We start from the raw sequence: 17,453 nt of genomic DNA, 5'->3' as shown, positions 1-17,453 counted from the left end.
TACCGTCAGCTCCTTTGCCTTTGTCACCCTTTGCTTTTTACGCTTCTCATCGTGCTCTGCCGGCCTTTGCTGGTGCCGCCAGGTTCGGCCCTTCGGCGGGATCGCGATCGAAGGTGTCCTGCGCCCATCTCTCATGAATCGGCGACGAAAACTCGATGTCAGGGCCTTCAGCGGGGTCCCTGCCCGGGGTCAAGTCCGCTCCCGCATAGCTTTGTTGCTGCGGATGAATTTCCGCTTGCGCGGGGATGGATATATGACGTTGATGTCCATGATGTACGTTTTTACTCATGACGATTCCCCCTCGGTAATGGATTTCGGTACTTCCATTACCATCCTCTCTTTATATTACTCCCGATTCACGAGAAGCTGCAGGGGGAATGGATTTGCTATTTAAGGCTGACGCTGGACTCGCCAAGTGCTACGACCTGGAGCGATAAGCGGTCGTTTAATACTACGGGCTCGCCGAGGCCTAAGGACTTTACGGCACCGGTCAGCTTTACGTGCTCGGCGATCTGCACCGACGCCAGTGCCGAGGAAGCTTTGCCCCGAGCCTTCTCCAACTGCTCGCTGACGGAGCTGTCGAGCTTCGTCTTTATGGTCTTTTTGATGGTGCTGCTGAAGAGCCAACTGCCGGCACTAATCAGCACTCCCGCCCCCTTGGTGTCGAAATCTACGTCTTCAAAGGTCAGAGAGTTGTTCTGCGGGTTGTACACCGGCTTCGCCAGAAGGGTTAATTCGCCGTTGAAGTCTCCGGTCGCGTTCAGTATGACAACCAGCCGACCATCCTCACCCTTTAGGTTGAAACCCTTCACAGTGATCTTCTTGTCTTCGCCGAAGGTCTTTTCCAGCAGCACCGGCTTCAGGGCTTCGACCAGGTCGGCGTAGAATATGTCGGTGCCGAGCTGAATGCGGAACGCCTTGTCGAATGCCTGTAATTGCTGCACCTGAGGCAGCGCCTTCACAGGAGCAGGGGTGGGTTTCGGCCCGACAACTATCTCAGCGCCGGTAACTATGCCGATGCTGAGCCGGACCTGGTTGTTGGCAGCCGAAAGTGGACTCATGACGATCCTTTCCGGTGCCAGCTTTAGCCATGCATTAAATTCTTTGCTGACGAGGGTCGGGGAAAAGGCATTCTGCCAGAGTCGAGCGACCTTTGGTTTCAGTTGGACGGCATCGTTCACCTTGGCGTCTATTACAGGCGCGAGAAGCTTTTGGACCGGTTGGCTGATGTTGTCGACCATGCTTTTGGGCTTGAGCGACAGCGGTCCTACCTTGAAGTCATCGGCCAGATTGTCAGACAGGCCCATGTAGTAAACCTCAGTCCTGAGGCGCCAGTCCGGAGTGACGTTGACTTTTACCCTGAATTTGAGTCCGGCCTTGAGCGGGTAGCTCTCGTACATAACGTACTTGAATGTCAGTTGAACAGGCAAGGTCAGGTAGAGGTAATTGTCCGCCGCATGCACCACCATCGGGCCAGTGCGAAGGACAGAGACTGATGTCCCCAGTCCCCCCTGTCCCTTGTAGAGTTCCTTTGGTAGAGACTGGTTGATTATGGCGGCGAGATCCGCCGCGGATGTTTCAACGGTAAGGTTGATCGACGAGGGTGGTGCTGCCGCGGATGCACACACAGAAGTCAGCACCAAAAATAACAATGACAGTATCAGTCGGTTAAAAATAGCAATACCCTCCGGTGGAAACGAGAATCAAGAGAAAACAACTTCAGACGTTTCATAAGGTTCCCCTTTGGCGTCATGATGTCCTAATAGAAGACGAGTTCTTTGCGCATCTCGCGAATTCCACGTTTGGCCGCTTCTTCTGGCGAAAGTTCGGTGACAGTGAAATCGTCGGCGGTAAGTTGCAGGAAGTACGCGTTCTTGGACTTAGTCAACCCCCAGCCGATTTCCCACGTGGTCTTTTTTTTCTTCTTGGCCTGTTCCAGGTCTTGGTTGAAAGATTTGACGATACCGGCTTCCGGTCCCCACTTGTTGTTTTCTTTCATCCACGTGGCAGCTTTATCGTATGAAGTCACCGTTACCGGTTTGTCCTCAGCGAACGAAGTGAAAGCGGTGCAAAGCAGGACAACAACGACGAGTACCAATTTGCTGATTACATTTGCCATGAACATCCCCCACTCATTTTCGTTTCATCTAGCTGCGTTGGCTCGGAAATTGATCTTATTCCTCGGTATACAGGCCAAACCGCCGTCACTGTAGTACCTTCAATTTTTGTTGTCAATGGCTTCCGTTTTTCTGTCAGATGCGGCGATTTGTAACATCCTCTCTCCCCGGTAATTGCACCCTCCGCAGCCGGCAGACAATATCTCAACGTCCTGGACTTCCATCGCTATAGATTTATAGGAGCGGTTTAATAAATTGGGGCAACTATTTTGTAGCTGTACTAAAATGGTGGGTAAGGCTACGCGATGCGCGTCGCCCTATTGCGAGCAACCGGGGGCGACCGTTTAGCGGACAAGGCGTGGTCAACATGAGGAGGAGCGGAAATGAGAATTCAAAAAGTAGCTATTGTCGGATCCGGAAACATCGGCGGCAACCTGGGTATTTTGCTTGCCAAGGCTGGGTGCGAGGTTTTCTTCAGCTCGAGGCATCCGGAAAATCTGCAGGGTCTGGTAGAAGCCGCCGGGCCGACAGCGCGAGCCGGGAAGGTGGACGAAGCAATCGCGTTTGGAGACGTGGTCATCCTCTCTGTGCCGCTGAAGGCGTATCGGGAATTGGATGACGAAACGAGGCTGGCGCTGAAAGGGAAGATCGTCATAGACACGTCGAACCCATACCCGGAGAGAGACGGGGCGATTGCGGTTGAGGCAAGACAAGATCCCGGTGGCATGGGGAGCGTCGTGGCGCGTCTTCTCCCTGGAGCGAGAATCGTGCGGGCCTTCAATTCGGTGTACTTCGAGGATCTGAAGAAGACCGTGAATAAAAACGGCGAGACGATCGGCATCCCCATAGCCAGTGACGATCAGGAAGCGCTGGATGCCGCAGTTGAATTGGCTCAGAGAGCGGGCCTGGAGCCAGTCGTCGTCCCAGGTTTACGCAGTTCCAAGCTTTTTGACGTGGGGACCCCCGTATATGCGACCAGCGCCTCTGCACGGGAAATCAGACAGAAACTGAGAATAGAGTAAGAGAGGCTTCGGTCAGGTTAGGGGCTCTGAGCGAATTTGCCTGGGACCTAACCTGATCCTGTCCACTTTTATATTTTCCCGGAGCCAGAATTGCTATTCCCGGAACCACTTTTGTATTTCGGGAGCCGACAAATTATTTCTGGGGCCGGCAACGGGTGCGTTTTTTCGCCCGGGAACATTTGACGGTGGGGGACGGTTGATTTAGGGGCAGGAAGGGCAGGCTGGCTTATCCACCTACACAAACGGACAGCATTGAGATAGATCCGCCGTCGATGCCTTCGACCGGGAAGGTGATGCTTTCGCCCTGTTGCCGGGTCGCGAGCACGTAAAGCAGCGGCAGGTAGTGGTCCGGCGTCGGAATGGATAGCTTTGCCTCCGGGCCGAGCTTTTCATAGCGGACGAGCGGCTCGAAATCGCCCGCAAGCATCATCTGTCTTGCCTCCAGCTCGAAATTCACCGCCCAAACATAAGGGTCAGGCATGTGTCGGCCCCAGGCGTAGGTGTGCAGATTGTGGATGAGGTTTCCGCTGCCGACGATGAGGATGCCCTCCTCCCGAAGCGGCGTGAGTTTTTTACCGAGTTCGTAGTGGAAGGAAGCGGGCTCGGTTTCGTTGATGCTCAGTTGCACGACAGGGACATCGGCTTTCGGATAGACATGCACGAGCACCGACCAGGTTCCGTGGTCGAGTCCCCAGGCGTCGTCAAGGCTGACAGGCAAGGGCGCGAGCAGTTGCTGGACGCGATGGGCAAGCTGAGGGTCACCTGGCGCGGGATACTGCACCCGGTACAATTCAGGCGGGAAGCCACCGAAGTCATGGATGGTCTTCGGCATGCTGCTGATCGTAACGCTGGTTTCCGGCACATACCAGTGCGCCGAGATCGCGAGGATGGCTTTCGGCTTCGCTATCTGCGCTCCGATACGCCGCCAGCTTTCGGTGTAGCTGTTGGTCGATATTGCGTTCATCGGATTGCCATGTCCGAAGAAGATTGCAGGCATCAGTTCCGGCATTTCGTTCTACCTCCACCCATTTCCACAGAGCTTCAAATTGGTGGAATCCAGTATAGAACAGAATCAACTGCGTACAAGAATGGCAGATAAATCATGGGTACTAATTTCTACGGTGAGTTCTTTAGGGGGGAGAGGACAGTAAATAAACAAACGACTTGGACCGGCAGCGTCTATAGTCAGCTCTTAGAATTTTTTGTAATATTTAATAGATCGTCAATGGCTGCAACTATGTGTGTAGTGTCTTGATAAGAAATACCGTCCCCGCAGCATCGAAGAGACAGCTTTAGCATTCAGTAACAAAAAAGGGGATCCCGCTATCTGCGGGATCCCCCTATCGTTGTACTACTGTCTCTTTATGCGCACTCGGAGTAGCCGCAGACGCGGCAGACGGCGCAGCCGCCTTCGTGCTCTACTACGCCGCCGCACTCGGGGCAGGCGCCCCTGTCGAAGGCGGGGGCTTCGATGACGTCGGCTGCGCCGGTCAGGGAGAGGTGCGACTGGATCGCCTTGGCGACCGCATCGGCGCAGGACAATACTTTGTTGTCGCCGAAACCGCTCGGCGCGTGACAGGAGATGCCGAGAAGCTGCTTCACTACCTGGCGCCCCTGGATGCCGCTTCTCCAGGCCAGCGACACCATGCGGCCGATGGCCTCGCACTGGGAGGCGGCGCAGCCGCCGGCTTTGCCCATGGTGGTGAAGACTTCGAAGAGGCCGGTGTTGTCTTCGTTGATGGTGATGTAGAGCGGGCCGCAGCCGGTCTGCATCTGGTAGGTCCAACCCTTCAGCGCCTTGGGACGCTCGCGCTTTCCGGTGCGCTTGTCCTCGACATGCACCGGTGCTGCGGCCTTTACTTCTTCTTTCTTGCCGACGGAGAGGACCTGCTCGTCGCGGGAACCGTCACGGTAGATGGTGACTCCCTTGCAGTTGCTCTCGTAGGCCAGGCGGTAGACCTTCTCGACGTCCTCGATGGTGGCTTCGCACGGGAAGTTCACGGTCTTGGAGACGGCGTTGTCGGTGTGGCGCTGGAAGGCGGCCTGCATGGTGATGTGCTCTTCCGGGGTGATGTCGTGCGCGGTGACGAATACCTCGCGGACGGCCTCGGGGATGGCGCTTATGTCCTGGACGGTGCCGTGCTCGGCGATCCGCTGCATCAGTTCGTCGGTGTAGAAACCGTCGGTCTTGGCGATCTTCTCGAAAAGCGGGTTCACTTCGACCAGGATGTTTTTGTCCATGACCTGGCGCACGTAGGAGACCGCGAAGAGCGGTTCGACGCCGGAGGAGGCGTTGGCGATGATGGAGATGGTGCCGGTCGGAGCGATGGTGGTGACGGTCGCGTTCCGGATCGGCTCGGCGCCGGGCTTGTCGTAGACGGAGCCCTTGAAGTTGGGGAAGGCGCCGCGGGTCTTGGCAAGCTGGCGCGACGCCGCGTGCCCTTCGTCGTTGATGAACTGCATCACCTTCTCGCCCAGTTCCACCGACTCCTCGGAGCCGTAGGGGATGCCGAGCATGATCAGCATGTCCGCCCATCCCATGACCCCCAGGCCGATCTTGCGGTTGGAGCGGGTCATCTCGTCGATCTGCTGGAGCGGGTAGTTGTTCACCTCGATGACGTTGTCAAGGAAGTGGACGGAGGTGCGCACGACCTCTTTCAGCTTGTCCCAATCGACCTTGCCGTGGATGACCATCTTGCCCAGGTTGATGGAGCCCAGGTTGCAGGACTCGTAGGGGAGCAGCGGCTGCTCGCCGCAGGGGTTGGTGGATTCGATCTCGCCTATGTGCGGGGTCGGGTTGTCCTTGTTCAGGCGGTCCAGGAAGATGATGCCAGGCTCGCCGTTTTCCCAGGCCTGCTTCACGATGCGGTTGAACACCTTGCGGGCGTTCTGCTTACCGGCCGGCTGTTTGTCGCGCGGGTTGTAAAGGGTGTACTCCTCGTCCGCGTCGACGGCCTTCATGAACGCCTCGGTGATGCCGACGGAGATGTTGAAGTTGTTCAACTGGCGCTGGTCCGCCTTGCACATGATGAAGTCCATGATGTCCGGATGGTCGACACGCAGGATCGCCATGTTCGCGCCGCGGCGGGTGCCCCCCTGCTTGATGGTCTCGGTGGCGACGTCGAAAACCCTCATGAAGGAGAGGGGGCCGCTGGAGATGCCGGTGGTGGACATGACCACGTCGTTGGCCGGGCGCAGGCGGGAAAAGGAGAAGCCGGTGCCGCCGCCGGACTTGTGGATGAGGGCGGTGTACTTGACCGATTCGAAGATTTCCTCCATGCTGTCGCCCACCGGAAGCACGAAGCAGGCGGAGAGCTGACCCAGTTCGCGACCGGCGTTCATCAGGGTCGGGGAGTTGGGGAGGAACTCGAAGTTGGTCATCATGTTGTAGAACTTGTCGGAGAGTGCGCCGATGTCCGCTTTCTTGTCGAAAACGGCGTCGGCCTGCGCGATGGCGGTCGCCACGCGGCGGAACATGTCTGAGGCAGTCTCAAGGGTCTTGCCGGTCTGATCTCTCTTCAGGTAGCGCTTCTCTAGTACGGTCAATGCATTCTTGGTCAGGCCCGGTATTACTCCCTTCTCGACTGTTTTCTTCATAACGTTTCGTTCTCCTTGGATAAATATCATGTCACCATGCTGGTTGCGCCGACACCACATTTAGTGGCCGGCCAGGAATAAACCACAAGATGTATGACGAAGTCAAGAGCTAAAACATTAAAAGGCGGCGGACGGAAAAATCTCTGGCAGCGGGGCCGATAACTCCCTATGCCATTTACAACATGGCCGGCGCTGTGCTATTAATATCCGCTTCTAAATTTCTCGACGGAGCTGATATGGCCGAGTGTAGTTGCGGTACCCAAAAAGAATTGCTCGAATCGCAGGTTAAGGCGCTGAAGGACCTGATAGAGGTCGCCAAGGCGGTCGTCTCGACGCTCGATCTGGATACGGTGCTGCAGGCTATCCTCAACAGTGCCATGGGATTTGCCGAGACCCCCGCCGGAAGCGTCGCCCTTTATTACGACGCCAAGCGGGAGCTGAGCCTGCATGCCCACTCGGGGCTGACGGCGGACTTCGTCAAGAAGGAGCGTTGGGAGGTGGCCCCGGGCGGGCTTACCGAACAGGTGCTCTCTGCGGGGGAGATCTTCTTGATCGAGGACACCGAGAAGACTCCCTTCTTCAAGAACCCGATCGCGCTCAACGAGGGTATCCGCTCTCTGGTCTGCGTGCCGCTCATCTTCCAGTCGCGCATCGTCGGCATACTCTACCTTGACGATTTCAAGCCGAGGGAGTTCGACCGGGAGAAGATGAACATGCTCTCGATCCTTGCCTCCTTCGCCGCCATGGCGATACACAACGCGACGCTGCACAAGCGGACCAAGCTCCTGGCGATCACCGACTCGCTCACCGGGCTGCACAACCACCGCTACTTCAAGCAGTACTTCAGGCAGGAGATGGGGCGTGCAAAGCGCTACCACAAGCCCTTTTCCATCATCATGATGGACGTGGACGACTTCAAGTCCTACAACGACAGCTACGGCCACGCCACCGGCGACAGGCTGCTGGCCCTCATGGGCGAGATCATCCTGCAGACCATCCGCGGCGTGGACGTCGCCTTCCGCTACGGCGGGGAAGAATTCATCGTGCTGCTCCCCGAGACCACGCTAGACAAGGCTATCCTCGCCGCCGAGCGTCTGCGCGAGAGCGTGCAGTCCGGCACTGCGAACCGGCCGGTGGACGGGTCAGGCCGCGGCGTGACCGTCAGCATCGGCGTGGCGAGCTACCCCGACAATGCCGACAAGATGGACGAACTCTTCAACATCGTCGATTCGCTCCTTTACCTTGCCAAGCGCTGCGGCAAGAACAAGGTCTATCACCAGGAAAGCCTACAGATCCCCGCGCCATGAACCGATATCGCATACATTTTCTGACGGGCCTCCTGCTAGTGGGGGCCCTTTGCTTTGGCGCGCCCGTTTTGGCCGCGACGCCCACAACCGCCGCTGCGCCGGGCGAGGCCGGGGCGGCGCAACCAAGAACCGAAGCGGAGTTCATCCCCACTTTTCGCTACGGCGACCGCGTGCTCACCGAGGACACCGTCTGGAAAGGTGTGGTGCTGGTGGAAGGGGCGGTGACCATTGCGCCTCAGGCGACGCTGACCATCGAGCCGGGGACGGTACTGCGTTTCAGGGGGAAGGAGCCTTCCGGCGCGGCGCTCGTGGTGCAGGGGCGGTTGGCGGCTGCCGGAACCAAGGAATCCCCCATCGTCTTCACCTCAAGCTTTGCCGTGTCCGCCGCAGGGGACTGGCAGGGGGTGATGCTCCTGGGTAGCGAGAAGAGAAACGTCCTTGAGAACTGCCACATCGACGGCGCGCAGACCGGGCTCGAAGCCATTTTCTCCAATCTGACGCTGAAGAGCGTTCGGGCCGAGCGGAGTAAGACCGGAATGAGGTTTCAGGACGCCCTGGTCGTGATGGAGGGGGGCGGGACCAGCGACTGCGATACCGGCCTCAACCTCTCCGAGAGCGAGGCGACCCTGCGCAACCTGAACCTGATTGGAAACCGCAAAGGGCTCGTCGCCCAGCGCAGTTCCATTTATACGCAGGAGGGAAGCCTTTCCATGAACGGCTCCGCCTTCTCGTGCGACAGTTGCCGGGTCAGGTTGCAGGGGGGGGCGGTGTCGGACAACGCCAGGGGTATCACCCTGTACGAGAGCGAAGGGGCGGTCACCGGTGTTCAGGTAGCGCGCAACAGCGACTACGGCATTTCGCTCACCGCATCCCGGATAAGGGTCACGGGGAACCAGGTGACCGGTAACGGCAACAGCGGCCTGTTGGTCTTCGACGGCTCTTCAGTCGCCTGGGACAACGCCATCCACGACAACGGCTACGACCTTTACAACGCCGGCAAGGAGGAGTTCCGGGCGCCGGGCAACTGGTGGGGGGCGGCCGGGCCAAAAATCTACGACAACGGTGGGGCGGGGAAGGTCATCTCCACCCCGCGACTGACAGCACCGCCTGAAGCAGGTTCAAAGGGAAAACCTTAAAGCTCACCACAGAGGTCACAGAGGTTCACGGAAGACACAGGGGAAAGCGCAAAAAAAGCTTTGGTTTAAAAACCTGATACCCAGAGAGGATGGAGAATCATGATACGCAGAGAAGGCCGCGCGGCCAACGCCCTGAGAGAAGTTAGGATCACCCGCAATTACCTGAAGCACGCCGAGGGCTCTGTCCTGGTCGAGTTTGGGGACACCAAAGTCATCTGCAACGCAACGGTCGAGGCGAGGGTGCCTTCGTTTCTGAAAGGGAAGGGAAGCGGCTGGGTCACGGCGGAGTACTGCATGCTGCCGCGCGCCACGCACACCAGGAACCAGCGCGAATCTGCCAAGGGGAAACTCTCCGGCCGCACCCACGAGATCCAGAGGCTGATCGGCAGGTCGCTGCGCGCGGTGGTCGATCTGGAGCTTCTGGGCGAGCGCTCCATCGTGATCGACTGCGACGTGATCCAGGCCGACGGCGGCACCCGCACCGCCTCCATCACCGGCGCCTACGTGGCCCTGGCGGATGCCCTGCAGAACCTGGTCAAGGCCGGCGAACTCGAGAAGAGCCCCCTCAGGGAGGCGGTCGCCGCCGTAAGCGTCGGGATCGTCGACGGCGTTCCCTTCCTCGACCTCGACTACCCCGAGGACTCCACCGCTGAAGTCGACATGAACTTCGTGATGACCTCGTCCATGCGCTTTGTCGAGGTGCAGGGGACTGCCGAGGCGGAGCCTTTCACGCTCGACCAGATGGATGCCATGCGCAGCCACGCGATGCTCGGCCTCTCCCGCCTCTTCGAGATTCAGCAGGAGGCTTTGCAGGCATGAAAGAGCTCCTGGTAGCGTCGGGGAACAAGGGGAAGCTGCGCGAATTCGAGAAGCTTCTGGAGGGGGTGGTGGAGACCATCCTCTCCCCGGCTGACTTCCCGGGGCTTCCCGAGGTGGAGGAGGACGGCGACAGCTTCGAGGCGAACGCCCTGAAAAAGGCCCGCTCCGCCGCGCTCTTCACCGGTAAACCGGTTTTGGCCGACGATTCCGGGCTCTGCGTCGACCACCTTGGGGGGCGCCCCGGCGTCTACTCGGCGCGCTTTGCCGGAGAGGGGGCCGGGGACGCCGCCAACAACGCGCGCCTCTTGCAGGAAATGGCCGGAGTGCCGCGCGAAGAGCGCACCGGCGCCTTCCACTGCGTCATCGCCCTTTGCCTCCCAGACGGAAGCTGCCAGACCTTCGACGGCATGCTGAAGGGGGAGATACTGGAGGCGCCGCGCGGGGAGGGGGGGTTCGGCTACGATCCGCTCTTTCTGGTTCCCGAGCACGGGCAGACCTTCTCCGAACTTCCGATGGAGATCAAGAACACCATCAGCCACCGCGGTCGCGCCATGCAGATGCTCAAAGAGGCGCTGCAAAAACGGGAAGACGTCTCACGCTAAGACGAAAAGGCGCAAAGAAAATCAAGACAACAAAAAAAGATTCTCTAACAGGTTTATTCCTTTCATCCCTGTGAAAGCGCCTTTTAGTGTTTGTATTGTTTGAGTCAATTCGTTTTGCTGTTTACGGGAAAAATCTGCTTGCACAGCCGTAAATGCTGTGCTATAAACGTGCTTCTTGAATCGGGGTGTAGCGCAGCCTGGCTAGCGCACCTGCCTTGGGAGCAGGGGGCCGGAGGTTCGAATCCTCTCACCCCGACCACTCATTGCAGCTTTCTCTGCGCCTGTAGCTCAGTTGGATAGAGCAACGGCCTTCTAAGCCGTAGGTCAGAGGTTCGAACCCTCTCAGGCGTACCAAAATTGAATATGGTGGATATGGTGAAGCGGTTAACACAAACGACTGTGACTCGTTCATACGTGGGTTCGATCCCCACTATCCACCCCAAATAACCACAGACCCCGTTTAATAGCGGGGTTTGCTGTTTTATCTTCGCGAGAGTGGCGGAATTGGCAGACGCACCAGACTTAGGATCTGGCTCCTCACGGAATAGGGGTTCAAGTCCCCTCTCTCGCACCAGTTCGAAATCAATTGTTTAGCTGAAGTTATGGCTTGAATCTACTACGAAACTTTCGTTGACATTATGACAATTTTATGACAATTTTTCTCCTGTAGATTTTTTTTTTGCTTTTCAGGGGTAAAATCATGTCATCTTCAACCCACGAAATTGGTTCTGCTAAAAAGAAGTCCCCCACCCTAAAAACACCCAAAAAAACAAAAAAGAAGACTGGTGTCGACAAACTCCCGGCCGGCGTCTGGCGGAACAACGGTAAGCTTTGGATTGCCTACACTGACCACGTCGGTAGACGCATCCGGGAATCTGCCGACACGGACAACGTTGCTGTTGCAGAAATCCTCGTGACCCGAAAAAGGGCAGAAGCCAAGGCCCTTCGCAAGATTCATATGCGACCCGACGTTGCCATTATCGAGGCACAACTCTCTGATGCTGAGCGGCTCCTCAACGCGACGTATCAGGAATTGTTGGATATGGAACATGTTGGTTATCTTGCATCCATCTCTCACCTTACCAGTATGTCGGAAGAACGGTATAATCTTCACAGGTTCGCTCGATTTGAGATTATCCCTGGCATCCCCATCGGCAGCTACCGGGTCGCTGACATCGACTCTAACGTCGTATCGAGATTCCTCAGCTCTCTCAGCCTAGCTGGCGCGACCAAAAACCGCTACCGAACCTACATTACAAAATCGCTTGGCTACGCAGTCAGCAAAGGAACCTATCCTCAAGAGCAACTCGATCACCTTTATATGTCCGTTAAAAGGATGCCGGAACCGAGCAAAACTAAAAGGGCATACACAAAAGAGCAACTGCACAGTCTGTTGGATGTCGCCCACCAAAGAAATTTACATCTATGCGATATTATTAGATTTGCTGTCGTGACTGGTTACCGCGCATCGCGCATCTATGGCCTCACCTGGGATCAAATAGATTTTCAGCGGAACGAGATAAAGACCCCGCCCAAAAAACCTGGGGGAGGCGAGCACGTGCTTCCACTTTCTGCGCCGATAAAACGGATATTAGAGGAGCGGCTGGCTGTCCGGCGTCCAGATGTCCCGTGGGTGTTCTACAATCCCACTCCTAATAAAAGACAAACCCATCAATGGAAGTCCCTAAATGAGTCTTGGCTTAATATTCTCGCTGAAGCCAAGTTGCGAGTGCGGATGGACAAAAAGTCGGTAACCAAACGCGCAAAAATCAATGCAGAACTGGTCGCGCAGGGATTGGAGCCTCTACCTGAACCGGTCGCAGTGGATACATCTCTGGATGCAGTTTTCCATGGTTTGAGGCATGTCTTCGGGTCGGCGCTAGCCGAGACAACTCCGACGGTTACTATTAGCAGACTGCTGGGCCACTCATCGTTGCAAATAACGGAGCGGTACATCGAGAGTCTGCGGTCACCGCAGGCGCACATTGAGCCGCTCAATCGGCTCGATAGTTGGATTGACCACGTTAAAGATCCTGACCTGGAAGCCGAGTGGGCAGCGGAGATGGAACGTCGGGAAGAGTTTTTTCAGGGCTATGTGAATGAGGACATCTGGGACGAAATCGACGATTCGTACTCCCAGCAGCAAATAGAGGAACGGGAATGCATCGCCCAGCAGGAGAGGAAAATACAGCCATAACAACGTCAACAAGCTCCCGTTTGAGTACACGCCTTGGTACCATCAAAAACAACGTTTAAGCTATAATGTACGATTTGTGACACATTGATGTGCTCGTTTTATCTGGCCTATACCATCAAAAACTATATTTTGGGCAAAATGATCAGTTTTGTTGCCTTTGATGTACTCGTTTCAGCATTTTAATGGTACCAAAAACATCTTTATAGAGAAACATGGATAATGTGTTTATTGATGTACCCCTTTTCTTCTTATTATTAGCATTTCGATCACATCAAAAACCATTTTTTGCTCCGAACTGGAGCTTTTGTGCACATTGAAGGACTTTTTTTCCTCGCGGGGCACCAAGACATGCCCTAAAGCCCCCTCCTCTTTACCCTCCTTTTGATTCTCTCGCTCGTTCTGGCCGCCGGCACGGAATTCACAGACCGGTGGGCGCTCCCGTTGGTCGCTGTCTGGGCTGTATGGGCATCTCCGGTCTGTGGTTCCTGGCCTCTGTCCAGTCCTCGCTCGATGCTATTTAGTGTCAGTGTCCGATATTGTCAAGGTGACCGCTAAGATCCACTCCGCCAGCAGGCGGCTACGTCCAGAAGCTCAACCCGAAATGGAGCAAACTCACAGAGGCAGACCCGAAAATGACTCGAGGTGAATTCTCGCCCACAGGGGGCTACGTTGGCGGGCCTTCGATTCGCCCGTCGCTGGCCAGGCTTTGTGAACAGCCCAGGCCCACTCCTCCGGTGAGTCAAAACACGAATAGGATCAACAACCTAGAGTCAAAACACGAGCGAAAACATGAGGATTTATCGGGACTGGCTACGCTGAGCTGTTTTTTTACGAAAAAAAGCCTAAAAGTTGAGTTTAACCTAAACTTTTAGACGATTTTTTCTTAAAAATTACGCTCCACGCTCGCCAGTCTTTCCCTTAGAGGCCCGAGCTTTATGGTGAATCAGGCTATATGGAACGGCGGCTTTATGGTGAGGCTTTTACAGGCTGGCCTGCGTTACTCGACGCAGGATCTGTCCGGTGTGGCCACCGACTGGGTGGCTGCATCAGAAGTTAAGGAGAGTCTCCGACAGTTTATTGCAGCTCCGTCCCGCCTCCGCGGGGGGTGAGACAGATTCCGAGACCCCGGTTTCTGGGCCTCTCGCAGATAGCCATCCCTCCCAGACTCGAAAAGGGAGGGGTCGTTTTTGGTAGGCTTTGTTTTTCAAGTCTTGCCCGAGGAATTTCCCAATACGTTCCTTGCAGAATTCTTACTAGCAAATCGTCATGGGGAGGTTGACAAGACCTGCGTTATTGCTTTGCAATTACGAGGTTTTTCGTCACCCTTGCCAGACCCAACTCTTGCTATTTCGATACATACACAAAGAAACTTTGTATTTATTCTTGCTAGACAAAGAAATCGTCATGGGGAAAACCGGACTTCAAGTCGGGTGAAACCCGCAGACCTGCAAAACGTTAAAATCCCCCTTGCCAGAAATCTCGCAACCAGATAGTCCGCAAATTCGCAAACCAGCAAACCAGCAAGGCGGCAAGGCGGCAAGGCGCAAACCCGGCGATCATTTTTTTGCCGGCTCAGTAAACGCTTAAATTTGCGCTACAGCGTTTTTTTGCAGCCAGCGTAAACCGTAGGCTATCCGTGGTTCTTTTGGTGCTTCTGGTGACGCGAATTGGCCGCTGATGAGGAATTTCAGGCAACGGATTGGCCTGCCAACCAAATTTCCCGGCGGCGACAGATTTTGATTTTTATGCCGACAATCGAAGGTTGAGGGATATGGCATCATCGCTGGAGGTGTCCAATGCGTCGCTATGGGCCAGAAGTTGCTCTGAATCAACGGCAAGGTGCAATACAGCCATGAGCTGTTTTGATGCCATCAGAGGGCATTTCTGGCCTTTTTGGCTTTGTCTGAATCCGGCGTAGCCGAACTGTTGGCGATATCGAGCGTTGCGAGATGATACCACCTCGGAGCTATTGGTGTTTGCTATTGGTGTTTGCTGTTTGGTTTGTCTGTGTCTCTGGGTTGTTCTGATTATTAGCTGGGCTCCGCAAGAGCCTCCGCCCACGATAATGAGGATTATGCCGATAAAGGAGGTTTGTCCTATAGGATTTTATCCTTATCGGCCAGACTGACTTAACTGGTGTTGATTTTCCTTAACTGGTTTTTTGCTTTAAAAATTGGAAATCCGGCGAAGCAGAACCGGGCTGTTCGCGACGAAATCATGTTCTGCCGGCATTGCGGTTTAGCTTTTGCCGACAAAGATAAATGTGTACAATATCAGCGGCCAGTGTTGTTGTACTCCTCTGCGAAATATCTGCAGTAATCTTCTGGAGTACTCTCTGCTATAGATTGCAGGAATATGCGATTCCAGTTTGTTTATAATGCCAATTCAGATTGACGAATTACGCAACTTGGTTTGCGAAAAATATCAAACTAGTATGATTTTTACCGTGAACCGTCGTGTGGAATGCTGGTGTCCAATCAGTGGAAACAATTAACCACTCTAGGCATTAAGGCCCAATTATAAAATCGTCATCTAGGAATTCTCCTGAACAATAATCATAGCTACTAATGGATTTATCCTGGTGGGTGGGGTGAGGTATGTCCGGGTCTACCTCATTGTCGGTGGCAATATCGACAAAGTTTTCACCGGTTATGATACTGATTCCGTATTCATAAAAATTAAAATCATTTTCTATCGTCATTATTTCGTCAAGTATGAGTGCGGTTGTATCAGCTTCTTTTTTAATGTAATCAGAAATACTTAAGTATTCTGTGAATTTTGTTCCAAATAGCGTAGATGGTCTTAAATTTCTTTCCATCGTGGATGAAGACCATTCGCAGTGCATGTGAAATACAACGTTTATACAAGCGGTTATGCCATGGCTAATAACTCTTTGGTTGATTTTATTGTAAGTACTGCTATCAGATACCTCGAAATTGTATCCTGTTAAATGGTTCAGGTAATTTACTATAAGTCTTACAGCATTATTATTATCTGTATCAGCAAGTGGAAAAAGATCTTTGAGAGCATCAATTTTTAGCAGATAATGGGTTTTGTTCCGATTGCCGCCAGTTTTGGTTTCGAGCACCCCCATTTCTCTTAGTTTATTGCGGGCCTTGACCAATTTAGCCCTTGAGAGAAATAATTCATCGAGCCATTCTTCGTCGGTTTTGTACAGCCAGCCCGCTTTGTTTTTAGTTTTTCCTCGCCAATAGAGCAGTTGTGATAGAAGAGACGCTGTATGATAATCACCGCAAAACTTGACTATCTCGCGTCCCATTTGCCAATGGCCATCGATGTCCCGTCCAATTAATTCTCTCCAATGCATCTTCTTCTCCTTTCATGTTTGAGGGGAAATTTGATTTGAATGTATGACGTATGGTTACTGATATTTTTCGGAATGTCAATAAAAATATAATAAAATCAGTAACTTAGCTTGACAAAATAAACAATATGTGTTGTAATGCCTGTAAATGCAGCGAATGGAGCGCAATGCTAAAGTTGCGCCAGTGCTGGCAATCTGTGCCATGGAGTCGATAAACTTCTGCTGATGAGTATCTGCCATCGGTGAATGGGACACCGGTGAGGTCGATGCGATTCGCCGTAAGAACCCGGTGCGCGACAGATAGGCGGGATGCCAGCATTATCCCTAGCTGTTTTTATGTCCCGTCGGCCAGTCGTCGGAAATGGCCGTGGGGGGGCGTGACAGGAGGTGCAGGCCAACCTAGTTGCCGGGTAATCGTCGCCTGGCGCAAAACTCTGTACCTCGTCCGGGTGTATACAAAATCCTCACAAATGATGTTGTGGCCATGGCGGTCGCTATTTGCAGGCAAAATATCTCGGAATTCCGCCAGCCCCCATCCTCAACGAGCCAAAGTCGCCACTGGGGGGGTAGGTTGGCCGGAGCCGAATCAATCCCTACGAAAAAATTCCCAACTGTTGAAATAAGAAAATGCGGGCCAACGTTGTAGGGCGATTGGTGGCAATTGAGGCAGGCACACGATGCATTTTGAGCCCTCAGCAGGTACGGCCCCGAGTGATACTGCGCGGCATTAACCACGTTTACCGAACCACCCACCGAATTGTGCATGGAATGGCAACCTTCGCAGGCGCCGACACCACCAGAATGAAACGCAAATGCTGGGACAGCGAAAAGCACTGCAGACAAAATGAAGTGACAAAAGCCCGCATAATGAGCCTCCATACCTCGATTCCCTGCCCTCCTATCTGCAAGACCTTCATTTGCCATTCCAGTAAGTTAATTTTTACTGCGACCTTGTCTTCTGCAACTGATGGGAGACTTTTGGTGATGGAGCGGTGTGACTGTACGTATAATATATATAAGTATGACATTTATAATTGACAGATATCAAATCTGACGCTATAATATAATTACAAAAAATGAATAGTAGGCACAAGGCCCGACGCTGAAACCGCAACTATACTAGGCCTCCCCCCCCAACCGCCGAAAAAACGGTTCCCGAACATAATCCCAAATGTTCAGCCGACTCCCACCAGGCGCACAGGCCGATGTACCAACCCCCGCCCCGCATAGAGACAATCTAGCAGGCCGTTGAAATAAAGCGGCGGATGTCAGCAACAGCCTTTGCTGACGTTTGCTGAACTGCTGTTGTCGTGATTTTTGCTCTTTTACAA

12 protein-coding genes and 4 tRNA genes are annotated in these 17,453 nt (G+C 54.2%); 10 read left to right on the top strand and 6 right to left on the bottom strand.

What is annotated here, in order from left to right; translation table 11 throughout:
- Positions 1 to 46: 46 nt before the first annotated feature.
- The 3 genes from K419_RS23610 to K419_RS0115510 all read right to left on the bottom strand — a co-directional run bounded on the left by K419_RS23610 (position 47) and on the right by K419_RS0115510 (position 2,119).
- Complete coding sequence (locus tag K419_RS23610) at positions 47 to 289, bottom strand: hypothetical protein (protein ID WP_156912222.1); 243 nt, start codon at positions 287 to 289, stop codon at positions 47 to 49.
- 97 nt (positions 290 to 386) lie between these two features.
- A complete protein-coding gene (locus K419_RS0115515; RefSeq protein ID WP_226377713.1) occupies positions 387 to 1,628 on the bottom strand; it encodes a DUF4403 family protein in 1,242 nt (413 codons plus the stop codon).
- A gap of 131 nt (positions 1,629 to 1,759) precedes the next feature.
- The gene (locus K419_RS0115510; RefSeq protein ID WP_026842385.1) at positions 1,760 to 2,119 is read right to left on the bottom strand and encodes a hypothetical protein; all 360 of its coding nucleotides are present in this window, start codon (positions 2,117 to 2,119) and stop codon (positions 1,760 to 1,762) included.
- 381 nt (positions 2,120 to 2,500) lie between these two features.
- Here K419_RS0115510 and K419_RS0115505 point away from each other — a divergent pair, with 381 nt between their 5' ends.
- Complete coding sequence (locus K419_RS0115505; RefSeq protein WP_026842384.1) at positions 2,501 to 3,139, top strand: NADPH-dependent F420 reductase; 639 nt, start codon at positions 2,501 to 2,503, stop codon at positions 3,137 to 3,139.
- Between the two features lie 226 nt (positions 3,140 to 3,365).
- Here the strand turns inward: K419_RS0115505 and ygiD are convergent, their stop codons facing one another.
- Positions 3,366 to 4,148: a 4,5-DOPA-extradiol-dioxygenase gene (gene ygiD / locus K419_RS0115500; RefSeq protein ID WP_026842383.1), complete on the bottom strand. Its 783-nt coding sequence runs from the start codon at positions 4,146 to 4,148 to the stop codon at positions 3,366 to 3,368.
- 353 nt (positions 4,149 to 4,501) lie between these two features.
- Complete coding sequence (locus K419_RS0115495) at positions 4,502 to 6,736, bottom strand: vitamin B12-dependent ribonucleotide reductase (RefSeq protein ID WP_026842382.1); 2,235 nt, start codon at positions 6,734 to 6,736, stop codon at positions 4,502 to 4,504.
- Positions 6,737 to 6,972: 236 nt separating this feature from the next.
- On the opposite strand from K419_RS0115495, the gene K419_RS0115490 reads away from it, so the two are divergent.
- From K419_RS0115490 to K419_RS0115450, 9 genes are all read left to right on the top strand, one after another.
- Positions 6,973 to 8,043 (top strand): sensor domain-containing diguanylate cyclase, encoded by a 1,071-nt coding sequence (locus K419_RS0115490; protein ID WP_026842381.1) that lies wholly within the window; start codon positions 6,973 to 6,975, stop codon positions 8,041 to 8,043.
- A gap of 68 nt (positions 8,044 to 8,111) precedes the next feature.
- Complete coding sequence (locus K419_RS0115485; RefSeq protein ID WP_226377710.1) at positions 8,112 to 9,179, top strand: right-handed parallel beta-helix repeat-containing protein; 1,068 nt, start codon at positions 8,112 to 8,114, stop codon at positions 9,177 to 9,179.
- Positions 9,180 to 9,281: 102 nt separating this feature from the next.
- Positions 9,282 to 9,998 carry a ribonuclease PH gene (rph, locus tag K419_RS0115480; protein ID WP_026842379.1) on the top strand — a complete coding sequence of 239 codons (717 nt, stop codon included), beginning with the start codon at positions 9,282 to 9,284 and terminating at the stop codon, positions 9,996 to 9,998.
- Entirely contained in the window at positions 9,995 to 10,600 is a 606-nt protein-coding gene (locus K419_RS0115475; protein ID WP_026842378.1) for an XTP/dITP diphosphatase, read from the top strand. The genes rph and K419_RS0115475 overlap by 4 nt, the downstream gene beginning before the upstream one ends.
- Positions 10,601 to 10,781: 181 nt before the next feature.
- Positions 10,782 to 10,859, top strand: a tRNA-Pro gene (locus K419_RS0115470).
- Between the two features lie 18 nt (positions 10,860 to 10,877).
- A tRNA-Arg gene (locus K419_RS0115465) sits at positions 10,878 to 10,954 on the top strand.
- A gap of 12 nt (positions 10,955 to 10,966) precedes the next feature.
- A tRNA-His gene (locus tag K419_RS0115460) sits at positions 10,967 to 11,042 on the top strand.
- 47 nt (positions 11,043 to 11,089) lie between these two features.
- Positions 11,090 to 11,174, top strand: a tRNA-Leu gene (locus K419_RS0115455).
- 126 nt (positions 11,175 to 11,300) lie between these two features.
- Complete coding sequence (locus K419_RS0115450) at positions 11,301 to 12,797, top strand: tyrosine-type recombinase/integrase (RefSeq protein WP_026842377.1); 1,497 nt, start codon at positions 11,301 to 11,303, stop codon at positions 12,795 to 12,797.
- 2,506 nt (positions 12,798 to 15,303) lie between these two features.
- Here K419_RS0115450 and K419_RS0115445 read toward each other — a convergent pair.
- Positions 15,304 to 16,125, bottom strand: a complete 822-nt coding sequence (locus tag K419_RS0115445; protein ID WP_026842376.1) for a conserved phage C-terminal domain-containing protein — start codon at positions 16,123 to 16,125, stop codon at positions 15,304 to 15,306.
- Positions 16,126 to 17,453: the final 1,328 nt, after the last annotated feature.

Origin of the sequence: Citrifermentans bremense R1 (genome assembly GCF_000426865.1) — a bacterium.
Taxonomy (GTDB): Bacteria; Desulfobacterota; Desulfuromonadia; order Geobacterales; family Geobacteraceae; genus Geomonas; species Geomonas bremensis.
Note: the sequence above shows the minus strand (reverse complement) of the source record. Positions and strands in the feature narration are given on the sequence as shown.

What these genes read in the sequence shown, in the direction of transcription:
- K419_RS23610 (WP_156912222.1), bottom strand. Translation starts at nt 289, where the DNA reads ATGAGTAAAAACGTACATCATGGACATCAACGTCATATATCCATCCCC.
- K419_RS0115510 (WP_026842385.1), bottom strand. Translation starts at nt 2,119, where the DNA reads ATGGCAAATGTAATCAGCAAATTGGTACTCGTCGTTGTTGTCCTGCTT.
- K419_RS0115505 (WP_026842384.1), top strand. Translation starts at nt 2,501, where the DNA reads ATGAGAATTCAAAAAGTAGCTATTGTCGGATCCGGAAACATCGGCGGC.
- ygiD (WP_026842383.1), bottom strand. Translation starts at nt 4,148, where the DNA reads ATGCCGGAACTGATGCCTGCAATCTTCTTCGGACATGGCAATCCGATG.
- K419_RS0115495 (WP_026842382.1), bottom strand. Translation starts at nt 6,736, where the DNA reads ATGAAGAAAACAGTCGAGAAGGGAGTAATACCGGGCCTGACCAAGAAT.
- K419_RS0115490 (WP_026842381.1), top strand. Translation starts at nt 6,973, where the DNA reads ATGGCCGAGTGTAGTTGCGGTACCCAAAAAGAATTGCTCGAATCGCAG.
- K419_RS0115475 (WP_026842378.1), top strand. Translation starts at nt 9,995, where the DNA reads ATGAAAGAGCTCCTGGTAGCGTCGGGGAACAAGGGGAAGCTGCGCGAA.
- K419_RS0115450 (WP_026842377.1), top strand. Translation starts at nt 11,301, where the DNA reads ATGTCATCTTCAACCCACGAAATTGGTTCTGCTAAAAAGAAGTCCCCC.
- K419_RS0115445 (WP_026842376.1), bottom strand. Translation starts at nt 16,125, where the DNA reads ATGCATTGGAGAGAATTAATTGGACGGGACATCGATGGCCATTGGCAA.